Here is a 20,463-nt window from a genome sequence, read left to right as displayed (position 1 = left end):
GGAGCACTCGCTCCGCGGTCGGGTCACACCGTTGTCCACCTCACACACCCCCGATGAGAGCCCACATGTTCTTCGACATATCCCGCCGTACCCGTCACCGCAGATTCATCCGGCCGGCGGGCGCGGCCGCCCTCGCCCTGGGTCTCGCCGCCGTCACCGGTTGCAGCGGCGACAGCGGTTCCGGCGACGAGACGGTCAAGATCGGTCTGGTCGCCTCGCTTTCCGGCACCTACAAGCCCGTCGGCACCGATCTGCGGGCCGGCTTCGAGCTGTATCTGAAGACACACGACAACAAACTCGGCGGCCGCAAGGTCGACCTGATCGTGGCCGACGAGGGCGACGGCCCGCCCACCGCCGTGCCGGCCGCCACCAAGCTGGTCAAGAAGGACAAGGTCGACGTGCTGACCGGCCTCGTCAGCGGCGGCTCGGTCAACGCCGTCCTGCCGCTGGTCACCCAGGCCAAGATCCCCTTCCTCGGCTCCAACGCCCGTCCCGAGGTCAAGGACCCCGAGTACGTGTGGACGACGAGCTTCATGTCCGACGAACCGGGCAAGGCCATCGCCCCGTACGTCAAGGAGAAGGTGGACGGCCCGGTCTACGCGATCGGTCCGGACTACCAGGGTGGCTACGACGAACTGCGCGGGTTCACCGACGAGTTCAAGCGCGTCGGCGGCAAGCTGGCCAACCCGGACGGCAAGACCAAGTGGACGCCGTTCCCGCAGACCACCAACTTCATGCCGTACTTCGCGGAGATCGCCAAGACCGACGCCAAGGCGGTCTACTGCTTCTACGCGGGCAAGGCGGCCATCGACTTCGCCAAGCAGTACGCCCAGTCCGACATCGCCGACCTGCCGCTGTACACGGCGTTCGTCACCGAGGGCAGCGTGCTCCAGGCCGAGGGCCCGGCGGCCAAGGGCATCTACTCCGTCCTGAACTACGCGCCGGACCTCGACAACGCTGCCAACCGCAAGTTCGCCGCCGACTGGACCGCCGAGCACGACACCCAGCCGACCACGTACGCGATGTCCTCCTACGACGCCGCGGCCGTGCTCGACAAGGCGATCGCGGACGCGGACAAGAAGGGCGAGGTCACCCCGGAGACCATCAACAAGGCCATCGCGGGCCTGGGCCAGATCGACAGCCCGCGCGGCAACTGGGAGTTCAGCGAGAAGGCGCACGCGCCGGTGCAGACGTGGTACCTGCGCCAGGTGCGCTCGGACGGCAACCAGCTGTCCAACGTCATGGTCCAGGACCTGGCGACGCTCGGCGGCTGACATGGAGCTTCTCGATGCCCACCTCGTGCCGGCGGTCGACGGCGTGGCCTACGGGCTGCTGCTGTTCGTCGTCGCCGCCGGCCTGAGCCTCGCGTTCGGCACCGCCGGCGTACTCAACCTCTCGCACGGCATGCTGTACGCGATCGGCGCCTACACCGGCGCCGAGCTGAGCGACGGAACCTGGGGCGGCCTCGCCCTCGGACTGGCCGCCGGAACGGCGGCCGCGGCACTCGCCGGGGCGGGCCTCTCCGCCGCGACGATGCCGCTCGCCCGGCGTGGGCATCTCGCTCAGGCCCTGCTGACCTTCGGCATCGCCCTGGTCGGCGGGGACCTGCTCATCCAGCTCTTCGGAGCGGACGAGCTACCGGTGCGGGTCCCCGGCGCGCTCGACTCGTCGGTCCACCTGCTGGGCCACCGCTACCCCGCCTACCGGCTCGGCTTCATCGCGATGGCCGTCGCCCTGGCGGCCTTCGGTACGTGGGTGCTGACCCGGACCCGGGTGGGCGCGGCGGTGCGCGCGTCGGCGGACGACCCCCAGATGCTCGCCGCCACCGGCCACAGCCCCCGCGCCGTGCACATCGGTGTGCTCGCGGCCGCGGGCGCGCTGGCCGGCGCGGCGGGCGTGCTGGGGGCGCCGATCATCGGCCCAGGGCCCGGCACCTCCGAGAACGTGCTGATGCTGTCCCTCGTGGTGGTCGTCCTGGGCGGGCTGCGCTCGCTGTGGGCGACGTTCGCGGCGGCGATCGCCGTGGGCGAGGTGCAGACCCTGGGCGTGTCGGTGCTGCCGGACCTGGCCCCGTACCTGCTGTTCGCCGCGATGGCGGCGGTCCTCGTGTTCCGCTCCCGCTTCGCCGAACCTGCGGCGCACGAGGAGCGCGGCCCGGACACCGACCCGGTCGCCCGGCTGCGCCGGCTCCTGGCCGCCCGCCGGCAAAACCGGCCGCGCGCGGCGGCGCCCGCACCGGTCCCGGAGGCCGCCGCCCCGGCGGCCCCCGGCCGGCTCGGGGCGTGGCTGCGCACCGCCGGGTGGCGGCAGGCGGCCCCGCTGCTGGTGCTGCTCGCCGTCCTGTTCGCGCTGCCCGGTGTGCTGGACGCGTACAGCATCTCGCTGGCCGGGTCCGCGCTGGCGCTCGGGCTGCTCGCGGTCAGCGTCACCGTCCTGACCGGGTACGCCGGACTGCCCACTCTCGGGCAGACCGCCCCGTTCGCCGTGGGCGCGTACGCCACCGCCAACCTGGCCGACGCCGGGTGGACGGTGGGCCCGGTCCAGATCGTCCTCTCGGCGCTCGCCGCCGCGGTGTTCTCGGCGGTGACCGGGCCCGCGGTGATCCGGGCGCGCGGCACCACCGTGCTGATGATCACCCTCGCGATCGGCGAGCTGACGAGCGCGGTGATCAACCAGGTCAAGTCCGTCACCGGCGGCGCGGACGGCCTCGTCGGCTTCCCCGCCACCCAGGCCCTGTGGGGCGGCGAGGGCATGACCGAGGAGCGCGAACTGTACGTGTACGCGGCCGTGGTGGCCGTGGTCGCCGTCGCGATCACGCTGCTGGTGCTGCGCTCCCCGGCCGGGAAGCTGCTCACCGGCACGCGCGGCGCCGAGGCGCGGATGCGTGCCTCGGGGCATCCGGTGGGGCGCTATCTGCTGGTGGCCCACATCTGCGCCGGTGCGCTGGCCGGCGTGGGCGGTTCGCTGATGGTCACCGTCCAGCAGTACCTCTCCCCCGCCGACGTGGGCTTCGAGATCGCCGCGTTCGCCCTGCTCGCCGTCGTCATCGGCGGGACGACGTCGGTCGTCGGCGCGCTGCTGGGTGTCGGGCTGATCGTGTTCACCCGGGACTGGGTCGCCGGTTCCTGGCCCGGCCACGGGCCGCTGCTGCTCGGGGTGCTGTTCGTGGCCGCCGTGTATCTGCTGCCGCGCGGCCTGGCCGGACTGCGCGCCGCCGCCGGCCGCCCCGTGCCCGCCGCATCCTCCGGGAAGGTCTCCCCATGACGCCCGTACCCGAAGCCACGCCCCCCGTGCTGGACCTCGGCCACCTCACCCGCAGGTACGGCAGCCTCACCGCCGTCGACGACGTGTCGCTGCGGCTGCCCGCGGGCGCCCGGCACGCCGTGATCGGCCCCAACGGCGCCGGCAAGACGACCCTGCTCAACCTCATCGCCGGCACCGACCGGCCCGACCGGGGCACCATCGTCCTGAACGGTGCCGACGTCACCCGCGCCTCCACCGCCAGGCGCAGCCGGCTGGGCATCGCGCGCAGCTTCCAGCAGCCGTCCGTCATCGGCGAGCTGACGGTGCTGGACAACATCGTGCTGGCCGGCTGGGCGCACCACCCCCGGCGCAGGGGTGCCTGGCGCAGCCGGTCCCGCTACCGGCTGCACACCGAGTCGGCCGGGCGGCACCTGGAGACGGTCGGGCTCGCGGACCTGGCGCACCGGCCGGCCGCCACGCTCTCGCACGGGCAGCGGCGCATGCTCGACCTCGCGGCGGCCCTGGCGGGCGATCCGCGGCTGCTGCTCCTGGACGAGCCGGCGGCCGGGCTGACCGACGGCGACATCGGCCGGCTGCTCGCGATCCTCGGCGCCCTGCCCGAGAGCGTGGCGGTCGTGCTCGTGGAGCACCACGTCGAGGTGGTCGCCCAGGTCGCCACGTCGGTGACGGTGCTGGCGGCCGGGCGGGTGCTCGTCACCGGGCCGACGCGGGAGGCGCTGGCCCATCCCGAGGTGCGCGACGCCTACCACAACACGGGTGCGGCGGCCGCCCCCGTCACCGGCTCCACCGAAGCGAGAGGATGACCGACCCCCGATGCTCGAACTCACGGGCCTGACCGCGGGCTACCACGGCGGCACGGTCCTCCACGGCCTCGACCTGTCCGTGCCCGCCGGCACGGTGCACGCCGTCGTCGGCCACAACGGCGCGGGCAAGACGACGCTCGTCCACACCGTCGCCGGTCTGATGCGCCCGGACGCGGGCACCGTACGGCTGGCCGGCCGGGAGGTGACGGGCCGGCCGGCGCACCGGATCGCCCGCGCCGGGATCGGTCTCGTCCCGCAGGGCCGCCGGGTCTTCGCCAACCTCAGCGTCGCCGAGCATCTGCGGCTCTCGCACCGGCCGCCGCGCCGGGGCGACACCTCGCGGCCCAGCGTGTGGACGCCGGAGCGGGTCCTCGACCTGCTGCCCCGGCTGGGCGAGCGCCGGAACAACCGGGGCACGGACCTGTCCGGCGGGGAGCAGCAGATGCTGGCCCTGGCCCGTGCGCTGCTCGGCTCGCCGAGTGTGCTGCTGCTCGACGAGCCCACGGAGGGGCTCGCCCCGGCGCTGGTGCGCCAGGTGCACGAGTTGGTCACCACGCTGGCCGACGAGGGCATCGCCGTACTCCTGGTGTCGCCGAGTCCGGCGACGGCGGCGCGGTGCGCGCACACGCTGACGGTCCTGACGTCGGGGCGGGTGGCGCTGCGGCTGGACGGGGCGGAGGCGCGCGAGGACCCGACCGCTCTGCACGCCGCGCTGGAGCTGGCGCCGGCGGCTACCTGACCTTGAGGCTGTGGCCGCCGAAGCCGCTGCTGCGGTCGGAGCCGCTGTTCTGCTCCTGCCACCAGGCGTCGAACCCGGGCTGGTCCATGGCGGACCAGTCCGGGGTGGCCTCGACCTGGGTGCTGCCCATCCGGCGGGCGAGGGCGACCATCGCGGAGCCGACCCCGCCGCGGGCGGCGTCGTAGCGCTCCAGGACGTCCTTCCAGTCCTCGCCGGCGGCCCACGCGGCCTCCAGGGCGGTGGCGTCCTGGAGGGCCTTCACACTGCCGGCGCCGACGTGCGGCCGGGCGATGCTGGCGGCGTCGCCCACGAGCGCCATCCGGCCCGAGGTGTAGTGCGGGACGACCAGGTCGTAGATGGGCTGGATGAAGGTGGTCCCGGCGGGCGTGCCGAGGATCTTGGCCGCCCAGAACGGCGGGAAGTGCTCGGCGACGAGGGCGCGCAGCCAGTCGGTCAGCTCGGAGTTGAGGCGGCCGGGCGGCAGGGAGGTCGGGGTGCGCAGGTCCGGGTGGAGGCCGTCCGTCCGCGGGGGCGTGGTGTAGAGGACCCAGTTGAGGCGGTGGCCGCCGGAGCCGTCCGGGATGCGGTAGCTCATGCAGTGGCCGCCGGGGAAGACGAGGTTGTGGGCGTCGAGGCCGTCCGACGGCAGTCCCTCGACGTCCTCGGTGGTGCCGCGCCAGCCGATGTATCCGGCGTACTGGGGGCTGATGCCGGGGAACATGGCCTCGCGGACCACCGAGCGGTAGCCGTCGGCGCCGATGACGAGGTCGAAGCGCTCCTCGTGCCCGTCCGCGAGGCGCACGGTCACTTCGTCGCCGGCGGGTTCCACGGCGGTGACGGCGGCCCCGGAGCGGTAGTCGACGTCCGCGGGCACCCGGCGGCGCAACTCGCTCCACAGGGAGCCCCAGTTGTAGGCGCGGAAGGGGAACGGCTGCTGCCCGATGGCCCGTCCGTGGTGGGCGTCCCCGTCGCGTACGCTCCACACCCGCCGGGTCAGCGGCGCCCAGGGCATCTCGGGGGCCAGGTAGCCGGCCTCTCTCAGCTCCTCGTAGCGCTCGTTCTGCAGGCCGATCCCGACGCCCCGGTCCCGGAGTTCGGCGTCGGCGCGTTCGAGGACGGTGACCCGGTCCGCCCCGCCGCGCGACACGGCCAGGGCCGCGGCACACCCCGCTATGCTCCCGCCGACCACGGCGATGCTGCCTCCACGCATGACTGGTCTCCGCTCACTCGATGCCCCGGCCGTCCGCCCGGTCAGGCGCCGAACCGCATCCTAACGAGGGCACCCCGGACGGTCGCGAGCCGCCATCGGTTCCACTTTTCAGCCACCGATACATCGTCAACTGACCTTCACCGTGCGCTTCTTGGTCATCTGTGTTTAGGGTTCTGTCATGTCCCCCTCGCCGGTCAACCGCTCAGCTCCCCTTCCGGCGTCCGGCCCCGGCACCGGTCGTGACGCGTTGCGAAGACGACCCGCCGGCCCCGGCCGCCGCTGAACGAGCGGCCCGTCGAAGCGAGTTCACTCCCCTTACCCGGAAGCGGGTGCTCCGGCCGCGGCGTCCGGGGCACCGGCATGTCCGCCGGCGCCCGCGCGGCCGGCGGAACCGTCCCCCGATCTCCGCGAGGACCCCATGACCGAACCGATACTGATCCTGCTCGCGCCGGCGGTGGGAGGCTGCGCCTCGCTCTGGTTCCTGAGCCGGGCCCGTGCCGAGCGGCGCCGGGCCGAGGAGCTGCGGCAGCAGCGCGACCAGCTGGCCCAGCAGATGCGGGCCGCCGAGCAGTACGTGGCACACATCTCCCGCGGCGTCGTCCAGTCGGCCGCCGCCGACGCGCAGACCGGCCGCGCCCTCCAGCCGGATCTCGCCGTTCCGCCGCGGTGCGCGCCTTCGCCTCCAGCACCGTGCACCGCGCGGCGAAGCTGAGCAGCACGATCAGCGCCGGGGTGCGGCGCCATGTCTCGGACGAGGCGTACGCGACGCTGGTCGAGCTGGACCACCTGGCGCAGCAGATGCTGCTGACCGCGTCCGGCTACGGCGTGCTGGCCGGGGACAAGCTGTCGCGGCGCTGGCCGGCGACCACGCTCACCGATGTCGTCCGTACGGCGATGGGCCGGGTCGAGGGCTATCAGCGCGTCCAGCACACGGACCTGGAGGCCTTCGCGGTGCAGAGCAGGGCCGTGGAGGCGGTGGTGCACACGCTGTCGGTGCTGCTGGACAACGCGCTGCGCTACTCGCCGCCCAACGCGCGGGTGCACGTCTCCCTGGAGCACGGGGCGAACGCGGCGTTCCTCGTCGTGGACGACGCGGGGCTGCGGGTGGAGGACGAGCGGCTGACCTGGGCGCGCCGGGTGATGTCCGGTGAGCAGCGGGACGACATCACGCGGCTGGGCGCCTATCCGCAGACGGGGCTGCGGGTGGCCTCGGTGCTGGCCCATCAGTACGGCTTCCGCGTCGAGCTGACGGCGCCCAACCTGTACGGGGGCACCCGCGCGATCATCGTGCTGCCGCAGTCGCTGCTCACGACGCCGGGGCCGTCCAGGCCGGCGTCCGCGCCGCAGCCGTCCCGGCAGACCGTCCCGCAGCTCGCGCAGCCGCCCGTCCCGGAGACGGTGCCGCAGTCCGCGCCGCAGCCCGCGCCCGCCACCACGGCCAGTGGGCTCACCGTCCGCCGGCGCGGTACGCGGCCGGCCGCCGGGGCGCGGCCGGGGCCCGAACCGGTCGTCGAGCCGGGCAGGCCGGCGGTGGCCGCCGCGTGGATGGCGGGCAGCCGCCGCAGCCGGGACAACCAGAACCCCCCTCGTACGGACGAAGGACGTTGATCATGTCGGACACGCACGCGAACACCCTGGGCTGGCTGCTGGACGAGCAGCTGGGGTCGGTGGAGGGCGTCCGGTACGCCGTGCTGATGAGCGGCGACGGGCTGCTCAAGGCCCGGACCCGCACCATCAGCCAGGAGGACGGCGAGAAGCTGGCAGCGCTGACCGCGTCGCTGCGCGCCTCGGGCCGGGCCTGGGACGAGTTCACCGGCGGGCAGGGCGTGCGCCAGCAGCTGATCGAGTCCGTGTCCACGATCGGCCTGACGACCGCCGCCGGGCAGCACACCATGCTGTCCGTCGTCACCACGGGCCCGCACGCCGACGTCGGCCTGATCAGCCACCACATGGCCCTGTTGGTGGTGCAGTTGGGCGAGCAGCTGGGGACGGCGGAGCGGATGCCGGTGCTCCAGCCGGACGGGGGCTCCGTCGCATGAGTGGCCCACGGCACGATCCGGACATGGTCCGGCCCTACGTCCGCACGGGCGGGCGGGTCCGCCCGGACCGGGATGTCCGCCCGGAGAGCGTGATGGTCGCCGCGCCGGGCCCGACCGGTGAGCTGGGGCCCGACGCACGCCGGGTGATGGGCCTGTTCGCGGTGGGGCGGGGCGGCCTGGCCGTCGCCGACATCGCGGCGGCGCTGCAACTGCCGCCGTCCACGGTCCGCATCATCGTGTCGTCCCTCATGGACAGCGGCCATCTGGCCGGCCCGGCGGCCGCCGCCGACGACCAGCCCCGAAACGACCTCCTGCAGAAGGTGCTTGATGGACTGCGAGAACTGGTCTGACTCACCGAACGGCATCGCGTACGTGCCGGTCACGGTGACCAGGTCCGCCAAGATCGTGATCGCCGGCGGCTTCGGCGTCGGCAAGACGACCCTCATCGGCAGTGTCTCGGAGGTCAGACCGCTGCGGATGGAGGAGCCGATCACCCAGGACAGTGCCGGGGTGGACGACCTGCGGGGCGTACCGGACAAGACGACCACGACCGTGGGGATGGATTTCGGCCGTATCCACCTGGCGGGCGGCGCCCTCGCGCTCTATCTGTTCGGACTGCCCGGCCAGGTGCGATTCCAGCCGCTGTGGGAGGACATGGCGCACGGCGCGCTCGGCTGCCTGGTGCTGGCCGACACCCGGGACCTGGACGCGAGCCACGAGGCGCTGGGGCTCCTGGAGGACCAGGGCATCCCGTACGCGGTCGCGATCAACGTCTTCCCGGAGGCGCCCGCGTACGCCCTGCACGAGATCCGCGAGGCGCTCGCCCTGGACCCGGCGACGCCGCTGACCACCTGTGACGCGCGGGACCGCACCTCGTGCGTGTACGCCCTGATCACGCTCACGGAATACCTCGCCGCACACCGTACGGCCCTCTCCCTGGAGCCCACCCCATGACGTCCCCCAGCATCACCCTGCCGTCGGCCCCGTCCGGCCGGGTCGCCCTCTACGATCCGGCGTTCGCCGCCGATCCGCACGGCGCGTACGGGCGGATGCGCGAGTCGTACGGGCCGCTGGTGCCGGTCGAGCTGTCGCCGGGCATTCCCGCCACGCTGGTGATCGGCTACTTCCAGGCCCGGCGCATCCTCAACGATCCGCTGTACTTCCCCTCCGATCCGCGGGTCTGGCAGGAGGGGGTGCCGGCCACCTGTCCGGTGCGGCCGATGATGGAGTGGCGGCCCAACGCCCTGCGCAGCAGCGGCACCGCCCACGCCCGCTACCGGGCCGCCAACACCTCCGCGATCGACGCCGTGGACCAGCACGCGCTGCGGGCCCGGGTGGAGGAGCTGGCGGCGAGCGCCGTCGCGGAGTTCGTCACGGCGGGCCGCGCCGATGTGCTCACCCAGTACGCCTGGCCGATCGCCTTCCGCGTCCTCAGCTCCCTGCTCGGCTGCCCCGACGAGATCGGGGCGCGGATCGCCGACGGGATGTCCCGGATCTTCGAGGCCACCGACGCCCAGCGGGGCAACGAGATCCTCGGCCAGGCCGTCGCCGACCTGGTCGCGCTGCGCCGGAACCATCCGGCCGACGACATCACCAGCCGGCTCGTCGCCCACTCGGCGCGGCTGAGCGACGAGGAGATGGGCCACCAGCTGGTCACGCTGTACGGGGCCGGCATCGAGCCGCTGACCAATCTCATCGCCAACACCCAGCTGAAGATCCTCGTCGACGAGGAGTTCTCCGCCGGGCTGCACGCCGGGCACTCCACCGTGCGGGACGCGCTGGACACCGTCCTCTACACGGACCCGCCGATGGCGAACTACTGCATCACCTATCCCCCCTATCCGGCCGACGTGGACGGTGTGCTGCTCCCCGCCCACCAGCCGGTCCTGATCTCGATGGCCGCCTGCAACAACGACCCGGCCATCGCACGGGCCCCCGGCGGCATCGCCGGCAACCGGGCCCATCTGGCGTGGAGCATCGGCCCGCACACCTGTCCGGCCCGCTCCCACGCGTATCTGATCGCGGAGACCGCGGTCACGCATCTGCTCGACGCCCTCCCCGAGATGGACCTCGCGGTCCCGGCGGACGAACTGCGGTGGCGGCCGGGGCCGTTCCACCGTGCACTGGAGTCCCTCCCGATCGTCTTCGATGCCTCCCACCGATGAAGGAATCGCCATGTCCGAGCAGCCGATCCTCGTCCTCGACCCCGCCGGCACCGACCGCCACGCGGAATACCGGGCGCTGCGCGAGCGCGGCCCCGCCACCCGTGTCGACGTCCTCGGCGTGACCGCGTGGTCGGTCAGCGATCCGTTCCTCCTCAAGGAGCTGCTGACCAGCTCCGAGGTCTCCAAGGACGCCCGCGCCCACTGGCCGGCCTTCGCGGAGACCGTGACCACCTGGCCGCTCGCCCTGTGGGTCGCGGTGAACAACATGTTCACGGCGTACGGCGGCGACCACCGGCGGCTGCGCCGGATGATCGCGCCCGCGTTCAGCGCCCGCCGCATCCAGGACCTGCGCGTCTCCGTGGAGAAGATCGTCGCCGAACTGCTCGACGGTCTCGCCGCCCGGCCGGCCGGTGAGGTCGTCGATCTCCGCACGGAACTGGCCTACCCGCTGCCCATCGCGGTGATCGGCCGCCTCATGGGCGTGCCCGAGGACCAGCTCGACGGCTTCCGGTCCGTCGTGGACGGCGTCTTCGACACCACCCTCACCGTCGAGGAGGCCACCGCCAACACGGCCTCCCTCTACCAGGCGCTCGACCAGCTCATCCTCGCCAAGCGGGCCCTGCCCGGCGACGACATGACCTCGCTGCTGCTCGCCACCCGCGACGAGGAGGGCGACGGCGGCCGGCTCGGCGACGAGGAACTGCGCGACACGCTCCTCCTCATGATCTCCGCCGGGTACGAGACCACGGTCAACGTCATCGACCAGGCGGTCACCGCCCTGCTGACCCGCCCGGACCAGCTCGCCCACCTGCGCGCCGGCCGCGCCGGCCGCGCCGACTGGAACGACGTGGTCGAGGAGACGCTGCGGCACGAACCGGCGGTCAAGCACATCCCCCTGCGCTACGCGCTCTCCGACATCCCGCTGCCCGGGGGCGGGGTGATCGCGAAGGGGGAGGCGATCCTCGCCTCGTACGCGCCCGCCAACCGCCACCCGGACTGGCACGGCGAGAGCGCGGACGCGTTCGACGTCACCCGCCCGTCCAAGGAGCATCTGGCCTTCGGGCACGGCATCCACTTCTGCCTCGGCGCCCCGCTCGCCCGCCTGGAGGTCGTCACCGCCCTCCAGCAGTTCTTCGCCCGCTTCCCCGACGCCCGCCTCGCCGTCCCGGCCGAGGACCTGCGCCCCGTCCCGTCCCTGATCACCAACGGCCACCAGACGCTTCCGGTGCTTCTGCGCCCGGCCGGCGACTAGCCGCCCGTCGCCCGAGGCGGTCTGGTGCGGCGGCGGTCGTCGTCATCCGAATCCTCCATGCGGGGGAAGGCGGTTCTCGTTCCTCACCGGTGCGGGCCCATCCCGTCCAGCGTGAACGTGCCCGCCGCCCGGCGCGACCCGGGGGCGGCTTCCGGCCTCGTGCCCCGCCCCGGCCGCCCCGTGCCCGGACCCTCCCGCCGCGCACATCCGGCGGCCTCGGGTGACCATGGCCGGGAACCGGGCGTGCCCGGCCCTGCGAGAGCGCGAAGGAGTCCCGTGACCTACCGGAAGCACCCGCTGCGGGGCCGTACGGCCGTGGTGACCGGCGGGGCGCGCGGCCTCGGGAAGGCCGTGGCCCGCGAGCTGGCGGCCCGCGGTGCGCGCGTGGCCCTGCTCGGCCTGGAGGAGGAGGCGCTCGCGCGGGTGGCAGGCACGCTCCCGGCGCCCTCCGGGCACTGGCACGTGGACGTCACGGACGACGCGGCGATGGCGCGCGTCGCCGAGGAGGTACGCCGCAGGCTCGGGCCCGCGTCCGTGGTCGTGGCCAACGCGGGCGTGGCCGAGGGCGGTCCGTTCGCGGAGTCCGATCCGGCGAGCTGGCGGCGCGTGATCGAAGTCAACCTCGTGGGCAGCGCGGTCACCGCCCGCGTGTTCCTGCCGCAGCTCCTGGACACCCGCGGGCACTACCTCCAGATCGCCTCGCTGGCCGCCATCGGGGCCGCGCCGATGATGAGCGCGTACTGCGCCTCGAAGTCGGGCGTGGAGGCGCTGTGCCACTCGCTGCGCGCGGAGCTGGCCCCGCACGGCGTCGGGGTCGGCATCGCGTACCTGAACTGGATCGACACGGACATGATCCGGGACGCCGACCGGTACCCGGTGCTGCGCGAACTGCGCGCGCACATGCCGCCGCCCGCCCGCCGGACGTACTCCGCGCCGCACGTGGCCCGGCGCGTGGTCGGGGCGGTGGAACGGCGGTCGCCGTCGGTGTACGTGCCGGGGTGGCTGCGCGGGGTGCAGGCGGTGCGGGCCGGGCTGCCGGGGGTGGTCGCCCGCGCGACCCGCAAGGAGCTGACCCGCTCCCAGTTCACGGCGACGGGCCTGCTGGGCGCGGGCGGCCGGGCGGCGGAAGCGGCAGCGGCCGGCCCGCCGGACCCGGCCTGACCCGGCCCCCTGCCCGCATGTGCGGGGCCTCGCAGCGGCGGACGGTGGTCGATGGCGGCGGGCGGTCAGGGGGTGACGATGGCGAAGTCGGGGTCGGGGTCGTCTAGGTGGCCGAGGAGTTCGGTGAGCCGGGCGATGTCCCCGGTGACCTCGACGCCCGGCCGGGACGCCAGGTCGCCGGGCGGGACCGCGCCGGTCAGGACGTCCCGCAGATCGGCCTCCGCCAGGGCGACGGTGAGGTCGGGCTCGCCCGCGGCCGGGCCGGGGCCCGTGATCTGGGTGAGGACGCCGTTGCGCAGCCGGGTCGTGAGGGGTTCGGCGCCGTTGACGTCCCAGCGGATGGTGATGTCGGCGTCCCAGGCGCGGGGGCCGTTGACCCGGACGGCGATCGCGTCGACCAGCTGGTCCAGGGTGAGGGCGGCCATGACGTCGGGCGACGCGGTGGTGGTGGGGGTGCCGAGGCTGCCGTGGCGCAGTTCGCGGGCGCCCATCAGATAGACGTTGCGCCAGGTGCCGTTCTCGCTGCCGTAGCCCAGCTGCTCCAGGGCGTCGGCCTGCAGGGCGCGGGCCCGCGCGTTGCCGGGGTCGGCGAAGACCACATGGTTGACGACCTCCACCACCCAGCGGTAGTCGCCCTCGTCGAAACAGCGCCGGGCCCGGTCCAGGACGGCGTCGGCGCCGCCCATGAACTCCACGTAGCGCCGGGCCGCCGCGACCGGCGGGTGCTGCCACAGGTGCGCCGGGTTGCCGTCGTACCAGCCGAGGTAGCGCTGGTAGACGGCCTTGGCGTTGTGGCTGACGGAGCCGTAGTAGCCGTGGGTGTGCCAGGCGCGCTCCAGGGCGGGCGGCATCACGATCTCCTCGGCGATCTCCGCCGCCGTGAGTCCCCGGTTGAGCAGGCGCAGCACCTGGTCGTGGAGGTACGCGTACACGTCGCGCTGCTCCGAGAGGAAGGTGATCACGCGCTCGCGGCCCCGGACGGGCCAGTGGTGGGAGGCGAAGGCCACGTCGGAGAGTTCGCCGAAGAGGCTGATCGACTCGGTGAGGTAGCGGGACCAGACGTGCGGGTCGCGGACCTCGGCGCCGCGCAGGGTCAGCAGATTGTGCAGGTTGTGCGTGGCGTTCTCCGCCATGCACAGGGCGGAGAAGTCCGGGAAGTGGATGTTCAGCTCGGCCGGTGCCTCGGTGCCGGGGGTGAGCTGGAACACCATCCGGATGCCGTCCACGGTCTCCGTCTGGCCGGTGCGGGTGATGTCGAGGGTGGGCGGGATCAGGCCGGGCGCGCCGGTCGAGACGCTCTGCCCGAGGCCGGCGCCGATCTGGCCGCGAGGCCCCTTGGGCAGGGCGGCGCCGTACATGAAGGCGGCGCGACGGCTCATGGCGGCGCCCGCGTAGACGTTCTCGCTGACGGCGTGCTCCAGGAAGCCCTCGGGGGCGAGCACCGGGACCCCGCCCGCCACGGCTTCGTCGGTCAGCACCCCGCGGACCCCGCCGAAGTGGTCGACGTGGCTGTGGGTGTACAGCACTCCGGTCACGGGCCGCTCGCCCCGGTGGGCGCGGTAGAGCGCGAGTGCGGCGGCGGCCGTGGGGGCGCAGACCAGGGGGTCGATGACGAGGACGCCGCGTTCGCCCTCGACGAGCGTCATATTGGAGAGGTCGAAGCCGCGGACCTGGTAGATGCCCGCGGTCACCTCGAACAGGCCGTGCTCGGAGCACAGCCGGCTCTGCCGCCACAGGCTGGGGTTGGCGGTGTCCGGGCAGTCCTGGTCGAGGAAGCCGTACGCCTCGATGTCCCAGACCGCGCTTCCGGCGGCGTCCCGGACGAGGGGGCCCGGCGCCGTGCCCATGAAGCCGTGCCGGGCGTCCTCCAGGTCCTGGGTGTCGGCGAAGGGGTAGTCGCGCCGGACGGCCCGGTTGGCTTCGGCGACGGCCCGCTCGGCGGGCCTGCTCCCGGCATCCTGCGGCATGCTGGTCTCCCTCGCGGGGACGGCCTGGGCATCCGGCCCCCTGGCGAACCCTGGGCACCGCCACCCTCACCCGGTGTGCCGCGGCCCACAAGCGGGTGTACGCCGTACGGGGAGGCCGGGCACGGCGGTCCGGGCCGGTCGGGCACCGAACGCGGTACGCTATACCCCTCGGGGTATGAAAAGGGAGGTACCGTGCAGCTGGACATGGCGGCCGAGGAGCTGAAGTCGGCGCTCAACCGTTTGAAGCGGGCGCAGGGCCAGATCGCCGGGATCATCAAGATGATCGAGGAAGGCCGGGACTGCGAGGACGTGATCACGCAGCTGGCGGCGGTCTCGCGCGCGCTCGACCGGGCGGGCTTCGCGATCATCGCGACCGGCCTTCAGCAGTGCATGGCCGAGGAGCAGCCCACCGTGGACCGCAACCAGATGCGCACCCGCCTGGAGAAACTGTTCCTCTCCCTGGCATGACGGCGGGGCCGGAACGTGCGGCCGGAGCCGTCCGGCCGCCTTGCGGCGGTGGACGGCTCCGGTCGACGGGGTGGATCAGGTTGTCGCTTCGGGCCTAGCGGCCCTGGAGGCCCTTGACGTTGTTGCCGAAGGACCAGCCCTTCGAGCCGTCCCAGTTGAGGGACCACGTCATGAGGCCCTTGAGCGAGCCGTTGAACGAGTTCCATGCCTGGCTGACCTGGCTGGGCGCCATGTAGCCGCCGCCCGCGCCGGGCTGGGCCGGCAGGCCGGGCACCTGCTTGTCGTAGGGCACCTTGATCGTGGTGCCCTGGATGGTCAGGCCGTTGTTGAGGCAGGTGGTCTGGGCGACGAAGCCCTCCACGGTGCCGGCGCTGTACGAGTCGCCGGAGCAGCCGTACATGCTGCCGTTGTAGTACTGCATGTTCAGCCACCACAGGCGGCCGTTGTCCGCGTACTTCTTGATGATCGGCAGGTACGAGCCCCAGATGGAGCCGTAGGTGACGCTGCCGCCGGTGACGTACGCGGTCTCGGGCGCCATCGTCAGACCGAAACCGGCCGGCATCTTGGCGAGCACGCCGTCGATGATGCGGATCAGGTTGGACTGGGAGGCGGACAGCGTGTTGATGTTGCCGCTGCCGGACAGACCGGTCTCGATGTCGATGTCGATCCCGTCGAAGTTGTACTTCTTGAGGATCGGGACGACCGTCTCCACGAAGCGGTCGGCGACCTTGCTCGACGAGAGGTCGATGCCCGCGGTCGCGCCGCCGATGGACATCAGGATCGTGGCGCCGTTCGCCTTGGCCTCACACATCTCCGCCGGCGTGGACACCTTCACGGTCGCGTCCATGCCGTCCTCCCACAGGACGGTTCCGTCCGAGAGGATCACCGGGAAGGCGGCGTTGATGACGTTGTAGCCGTGCTGCTTGATCCGGCTGTCGGAGATGGGCACCCAGCCCATGCCCGGGTGGACGCCGTTCGAGGCGCCGTCCCAGTTCTCCCAGTAGCCCTGCAGGACCTTGCCGGTCGGCTTGGGCTTCGTGGCGCACGTGGCGTCACCCGGAGGCTCCGAGGTCGGGGGCTCGGAGGTGGGCGGCTCGGAGGTCGGAGGCTCCGACGTCGGCGGCTCGGAAGTGGGCGGCTCCGCGGTGGGCGGCTCCGAGGTGGGCGGCTCGGAGGTGGGCGGGGGCGTCGAGCCACCGGGGCCGGTGAGCGACACGTCGTCCGCGTAGTAGGCGGGCGTCCCGTACCAGCCGTGCAGGTAGACCGTGATCGACGTGGTGTTGGCGCCGGTGGTGAAGTCGACGCTCAGCTCCTTGTACGAGGCGGAGCTGGGGGTCCAGGTCGACGGCTCGCTGGTGGCTCCGGTGCCGCTGGCGCCGAGGTACACGTAGCTGCCCTGGACGAAGGCGCTCAGCGTGTACTTCGAGTTGGGCTGCACGCTGACCGTCTGGGTGCACTGGGCGTTACCCAGGCCGGACGGCGTGGCCTTCAGCGCGGACGAGCCGGAGTGCGCGGGGCTGCTGGTGACCACACCCGAACCGTTCGCACAGTTCCAGCCGGAAAGTCCGCTCTCGAAGCCGGAGTTGGTCACCAGGTTGGTGGTGGCGGCGCCGGCCGAACCGGTGCCGACCAGGGTGACGCAGGCGCCGATGACGGTGGCGGCGCTCACCCCGGCGAGCGTACGGGTCATGACGGTCGAGCTGCGGGGGGTGCGGGCGGCGGTCGAATGCCCGGCTTCCGCCTCGGGGAGAGTACGAATCCTCCGACGGAACATGCTGTGCTCCATTCTCGCCACGTGCCGTGGGCGTGAGCGTGCGTGAGGGGGGCGTGGACGCACGAACTGGGGATATGCAGTGCGGCGATCGACGGGATCGTAGAAGCGGAGGACGGGCCCGTCAATAGGTCTGGACCAAAGACGGGTGACAATCCGACCTGCCACTTGCCGGAACTTGACAGACGGGTCACCGCCCGCCGAATCGCTTGAACGCAAGCCCGGTCGAGTGTGAGGGTGCGGCCTGTCCGGCAGCACGTCACGCCGGTCCGGCGGGTGGGAACCTGACAACTCCACCCGCTCCCATGGAAGTTGGATTTGTCATACCCATGACAAATCTTGTGATGGTTTCCATCACCTCTCACAAGGAGCCCTGATGTTGAAGAAGTTGGCGGTGGCCGGAGCATCTCTGGCCATGACCCTCGGGGTGGTGTCGCCGATACCCTTCGCCGCGGCCGCCCCGGCGTCCTCACCCCCGGTGAGCAAGCCCAGACCCTCGCCCGTCGAGGCGGCGGTGGCCGCCGCGGACCGCGCCACGGGCAGCGGCGTGGACTCGCTGGCGAAGGGCCCGGCCGACCGCTACGACCGGAGCCAGGTCATCCCCTGGACCGACAACCTGTTCGCGGTCGCGTACGAACGCACCTACAACGGCCTGCCCGTGGTGGGCGGCGACGCCGTGGTGCTCGCCGACGGCGAGGGCACGGTCCGCTCGGTGCAGTCCGCGACCACGGCCAGGATCTCCGTACCGACCACGGCGAAGGTCACCGCGAAGCAGGCCGCCTCGACCAGCCGCTCCCGGCTGGCGAAGGTCAAGAAGGCCGACGCCCCGCGCCTGGTGGTCCGGATCGAGAACGACCACCCGGTCCTCGTCTGGGAGACCGTGCTGACGGGCCAGACGAAGAAGAACGTGCCCAGCAAGCTGCACGTCTTCGTCGACGCGCAGACCGGCAAGGTCGTCGACACCTACGACGACGTCCGGGCCGGCACCGGCAACAGCGAGTGGAACGGCCCGAACCCGCTCAGCATCGACACCTCCCGCTCGGGCAGCCAGTACGTACTGCGCGACACCACGCGCCCCGGACTCCAGTGCTCGGACTACAACGGCGGTCTGTTCACCAAGTCCACCGACAGCTGGGGCACCGGCAACGCGTCCAGCCGTGAGACCGGCTGTGTCGACGTCATGTACGCGGCGCAGAAGCAGTCGGACATGCTCAAGGAATGGCTCGGCCGCAACGGGCACAACGGCAACGGCGGCAGCTGGCCGACCCGCGTCGGCCTCAACCAGCTGAACGCCTACTGGGACGGCTCCACCGTCACCATCGGCCACAACAGCGCCAACAAGTGGATCGCCAGTATGGACGTCGTCGCCCACGAGTACGGGCACGGGCTCGACTCGTTCACGCCGGGCGGCGCCAACCACGAGAGCGGTCTGGGCGAGGCCACCGGCGACATCATGGGCGCCCTCACCGAGGCGTACGCCAACCAGCCCTCCGGCTACGACACCCCCGACTACACCGTCGGCGAGTCGGTCAACCTGCAGGGCCGCGGCCCCATCCGCAACATGTACAACCCCGGCGCGCTCGGCCACCCCTCCTGCTACTCCTCCTCCATCCCGAACACCGAGGAGCACGCGGCGGCGGGCCCGCTCAACCACTGGTTCTACCTGCTCGCCGAGGGCTCGAACCCCGGCGGCGGCAAGCCCTCCAGCTCCACCTGCGACGGCTCCAGCGTCACCGGTGTCGGCATCCAGAACGCCGGCAAGATCTTCTACGGCGGCATGCTGCTCAAGACCAGCGGCATGACGTACAAGCGCTACCGGACCGCCACCCTGACCGCCGCGAAGAACATGGACGCGAGCTGCGCCCTGTTCGACCGGACCAAGGCCGCGTGGAACGCGATCAGCGTGGGCGCCCAGCCGGGCGACCCGTCCTGTACCGCGACCCAGACCGACTTCTCGCTGGCGCTGAGCCCCGCCTCGGGCAGCGTGGAGCCGGGCTCGTCGGCCAGCACCACGGTGACCACCGGCACGGTGTCGGGTGGCTCCCAGCAGATCGCGCTGACCGCCTCCGGCGCGCCGTCCGGGGTGAACGTCTCGTTCAGCCCGTCCACGGTCACCTCGGGCAGCAACTCCACCATGACCGTCACCACCTCGTCCGGCACGGCCGCCGGCTCGTACACGATCACGGTCACGGGCCGCAGCGGTGACAAGACGCACACCGCGCAGTACGTGCTGCGGGTCGGTGGCGGCGGCACCCCGACGACCCCGCCGGACATCGACGTGGCGAAGGTGCAGGGCCACCTCTCCCAGCTGTACACCATCGCCCAGCAGAACGGCGGCAACCGCCGGGCCACCACCAACGGCTACCGGGCCTCGCTGGCCTACGTCAAGGGCAAGCTGGAGGCGGCCGGCTACACGGTCACCGAGCAGACCTGCACCTCCGGTTGCTCGGCCGGCGCGGGTAACAACCTGATCGCCGAGTGGCCGAAGGGCGACGCCAACAGCGTCTACATGTTCGGTGCCCACCTGGACGGCGTGTCCGCGGGCCCCGGCATCAACGACAACGGCTCCGGCTCCGCCGCACTCCTCGAGACCGCCCTCAGCCTGGCGCAGAACGACCCGTCCATGAAGAACCGGGTCCGCTTCGCCTGGTGGACGGACGAGGAGCAGGGCATGAACGGCTCCGACTTCTACGCCCGGACGCTGTCCGGCACGGAGCGCGCGAAGATCAAGGCGTACTACAACTTCGACATGATCGCGTCGACCAACGCCGGCTACTTCGTCAACAACCTGAACTCGACCGCCGCGGCGCCGATGAAGGCGTACTGGGACTCGCTGGGTCTCGCCCCGCAGGAGAACGTCGAGGGCCAGGGCCGCTCGGACGACTACTCGTTCCAGATGGTCGGCATCCCGACCTCCGGCTACGCCACCGGCGCCTCGGCGACGAAGTCGGTCGCGGAAGCGAACAAGTGGGGCGGCACGGCCGGTCGTTCGTACGACCCCTGCTACCACTCCTCGTGCGACACCACGAGCAACATCAACGCCACGGCGCTGAACCGCGCCGCGGACGGCATCGCCTACACGATCTGGAAGACCGCGGTCGGGGACACGCCCACCCCGAACAACGACTTCTCGATCAACGCCAACCCGTCGGCCGGTACGGTGAGCCCCGGCTCGTCCGCCACGGTCTCGGTCGCCACGGCCACCACGAGTGGTTCCGCGCAGTCCGTGAACCTCTCGGCGTCGAACCTGCCCACCGGTGTGACCGTCAGCTTCAGCCCGTCGTCGGTCACCTCCGGCCAGACGTCGACCGCGACCGTCAACGTGGCGGACGGCACGGCCGGCGGCCGCTACACGCTGACCCTGACCGGTACCGGTGAAGTCACCCACACCACCACGTACACCCTGACGGTGCCCGGTGACACCGGGGAGACCACCTGGCAGCTCGGAGCGACCTACGCCGCGGGGGACATCGTCTCCTACAACGGCGTCCGCTACCGCTGCATCCAGGGGCACACCGCCTACCCCGGCTGGGACCCGCCGAACGTCCCGGCCCTGTGGCAGCGCCTGTAACCGCCACTGAGTGACGACGAGCCCGGCCGGCCTCCCCCAGGGAAGCCGGCCGG

General features: G+C 72.4%; 17 protein-coding genes and 1 pseudogene. 14 read left to right on the top strand and 4 right to left on the bottom strand.

Annotated elements, in window-relative coordinates; all coding sequences use genetic code 11:
* Positions 1 to 65 precede the first annotated feature (65 nt).
* The 4 genes from DNK56_RS28670 to DNK56_RS28655 are packed head-to-tail and all read left to right on the top strand — an operon-like array spanning position 66 to position 4,806.
* A complete protein-coding gene (locus tag DNK56_RS28670) occupies positions 66 to 1,274 on the top strand; it encodes an ABC transporter substrate-binding protein (RefSeq protein ID WP_111338678.1) in 1,209 nt (402 codons plus the stop codon).
* A 1-nt stretch (position 1,275) separates the two neighbouring features.
* The gene (locus tag DNK56_RS28665) at positions 1,276 to 3,264 is read left to right on the top strand and encodes an ABC transporter permease (RefSeq protein WP_111338677.1); all 1,989 of its coding nucleotides are present in this window, start codon (positions 1,276 to 1,278) and stop codon (positions 3,262 to 3,264) included.
* On the top strand, positions 3,261 to 4,067 hold the full coding sequence (locus DNK56_RS28660; RefSeq protein ID WP_111338676.1) for an ABC transporter ATP-binding protein: 807 nt from the start codon (positions 3,261 to 3,263) through the stop codon (positions 4,065 to 4,067). The genes DNK56_RS28665 and DNK56_RS28660 overlap by 4 nt, the downstream gene beginning before the upstream one ends.
* Before the next feature lie 10 nt (positions 4,068 to 4,077).
* Positions 4,078 to 4,806 (top strand): ABC transporter ATP-binding protein, encoded by a 729-nt coding sequence (locus DNK56_RS28655; protein WP_111338675.1) that lies wholly within the window; start codon positions 4,078 to 4,080, stop codon positions 4,804 to 4,806.
* Here DNK56_RS28655 and DNK56_RS28650 read toward each other — a convergent pair.
* Positions 4,799 to 6,016 (bottom strand): FAD-dependent monooxygenase, encoded by a 1,218-nt coding sequence (locus DNK56_RS28650; RefSeq protein ID WP_111338674.1) that lies wholly within the window; start codon positions 6,014 to 6,016, stop codon positions 4,799 to 4,801. The genes DNK56_RS28655 and DNK56_RS28650 overlap by 8 nt on opposite strands.
* A gap of 418 nt (positions 6,017 to 6,434) precedes the next feature.
* Here DNK56_RS28650 and DNK56_RS36270 point away from each other — a divergent pair, with 418 nt between their 5' ends.
* The 8 genes from DNK56_RS36270 to DNK56_RS28615 all read left to right on the top strand — a co-directional run bounded on the left by DNK56_RS36270 (position 6,435) and on the right by DNK56_RS28615 (position 12,633).
* Positions 6,435 to 6,728: a hypothetical protein gene (locus DNK56_RS36270; protein ID WP_241990112.1), complete on the top strand. Its 294-nt coding sequence runs from the start codon at positions 6,435 to 6,437 to the stop codon at positions 6,726 to 6,728.
* A complete protein-coding gene (locus DNK56_RS28645) occupies positions 6,683 to 7,624 on the top strand; it encodes an ATP-binding protein (protein WP_241990111.1) in 942 nt (313 codons plus the stop codon). The genes DNK56_RS36270 and DNK56_RS28645 overlap by 46 nt, the downstream gene beginning before the upstream one ends.
* Positions 7,625 to 7,626: 2 nt before the next feature.
* A complete protein-coding gene (locus DNK56_RS28640; RefSeq protein ID WP_111338673.1) occupies positions 7,627 to 8,055 on the top strand; it encodes a roadblock/LC7 domain-containing protein in 429 nt (142 codons plus the stop codon).
* Between the two features lie 23 nt (positions 8,056 to 8,078).
* Positions 8,079 to 8,405: a DUF742 domain-containing protein gene (locus DNK56_RS28635; RefSeq protein WP_199563592.1), complete on the top strand. Its 327-nt coding sequence runs from the start codon at positions 8,079 to 8,081 to the stop codon at positions 8,403 to 8,405.
* Complete coding sequence (locus DNK56_RS28630; protein ID WP_199563593.1) at positions 8,383 to 9,009, top strand: GTP-binding protein; 627 nt, start codon at positions 8,383 to 8,385, stop codon at positions 9,007 to 9,009. Before DNK56_RS28635 ends, DNK56_RS28630 begins: the two co-directional genes overlap by 23 nt.
* Positions 9,006 to 10,220 (top strand): cytochrome P450, encoded by a 1,215-nt coding sequence (locus DNK56_RS28625; protein ID WP_111338671.1) that lies wholly within the window; start codon positions 9,006 to 9,008, stop codon positions 10,218 to 10,220. The genes DNK56_RS28630 and DNK56_RS28625 overlap by 4 nt, the downstream gene beginning before the upstream one ends.
* A gap of 10 nt (positions 10,221 to 10,230) precedes the next feature.
* Positions 10,231 to 11,472, top strand: coding sequence for a cytochrome P450 family protein (locus DNK56_RS28620; protein ID WP_111338670.1), 1,242 nt, complete (start codon positions 10,231 to 10,233; stop codon positions 11,470 to 11,472).
* A 276-nt stretch (positions 11,473 to 11,748) separates the two neighbouring features.
* Positions 11,749 to 12,633 carry an SDR family oxidoreductase gene (locus DNK56_RS28615; RefSeq protein WP_111338669.1) on the top strand — a complete coding sequence of 295 codons (885 nt, stop codon included), beginning with the start codon at positions 11,749 to 11,751 and terminating at the stop codon, positions 12,631 to 12,633.
* 65 nt (positions 12,634 to 12,698) lie between these two features.
* Here DNK56_RS28615 and DNK56_RS28610 read toward each other — a convergent pair whose 3' ends face one another.
* Positions 12,699 to 14,600: an alkyl/aryl-sulfatase gene (locus tag DNK56_RS28610; protein ID WP_111338668.1), complete on the bottom strand. Its 1,902-nt coding sequence runs from the start codon at positions 14,598 to 14,600 to the stop codon at positions 12,699 to 12,701.
* Positions 14,601 to 14,792: 192 nt separating this feature from the next.
* Here DNK56_RS28610 and DNK56_RS28605 point away from each other — a divergent pair, with 192 nt between their 5' ends.
* The gene (locus DNK56_RS28605; protein ID WP_111338667.1) at positions 14,793 to 15,068 is read left to right on the top strand and encodes a metal-sensitive transcriptional regulator; all 276 of its coding nucleotides are present in this window, start codon (positions 14,793 to 14,795) and stop codon (positions 15,066 to 15,068) included.
* A 94-nt stretch (positions 15,069 to 15,162) separates the two neighbouring features.
* On the opposite strand, the gene DNK56_RS36265 is transcribed toward DNK56_RS28605, so the two are convergent.
* Both DNK56_RS36265 and DNK56_RS36260 read right to left on the bottom strand, forming a co-directional pair.
* Positions 15,163 to 16,080 carry a chitinase gene (locus DNK56_RS36265; protein ID WP_241990193.1) on the bottom strand — a complete coding sequence of 306 codons (918 nt, stop codon included), beginning with the start codon at positions 16,078 to 16,080 and terminating at the stop codon, positions 15,163 to 15,165.
* A 246-nt stretch (positions 16,081 to 16,326) separates the two neighbouring features.
* A pseudogene (locus DNK56_RS36260) lies at positions 16,327 to 16,758 on the bottom strand (carbohydrate binding domain-containing protein); the annotation flags it as partial.
* 457 nt (positions 16,759 to 17,215) lie between these two features.
* Between DNK56_RS36260 and DNK56_RS28595 the strand changes: the two are divergent.
* A complete protein-coding gene (locus DNK56_RS28595; RefSeq protein WP_111338665.1) occupies positions 17,216 to 20,410 on the top strand; it encodes a M20/M25/M40 family metallo-hydrolase in 3,195 nt (1,064 codons plus the stop codon).
* Positions 20,411 to 20,463: the final 53 nt, after the last annotated feature.

Origin of the sequence: Streptomyces sp. AC1-42W (genome assembly GCF_003248355.1) — a bacterium.
Lineage (GTDB): Bacteria > Actinomycetota > Actinomycetes > Streptomycetales > Streptomycetaceae > Streptomyces.
This window is presented reverse-complemented; position numbering and strand designations above follow the sequence as displayed.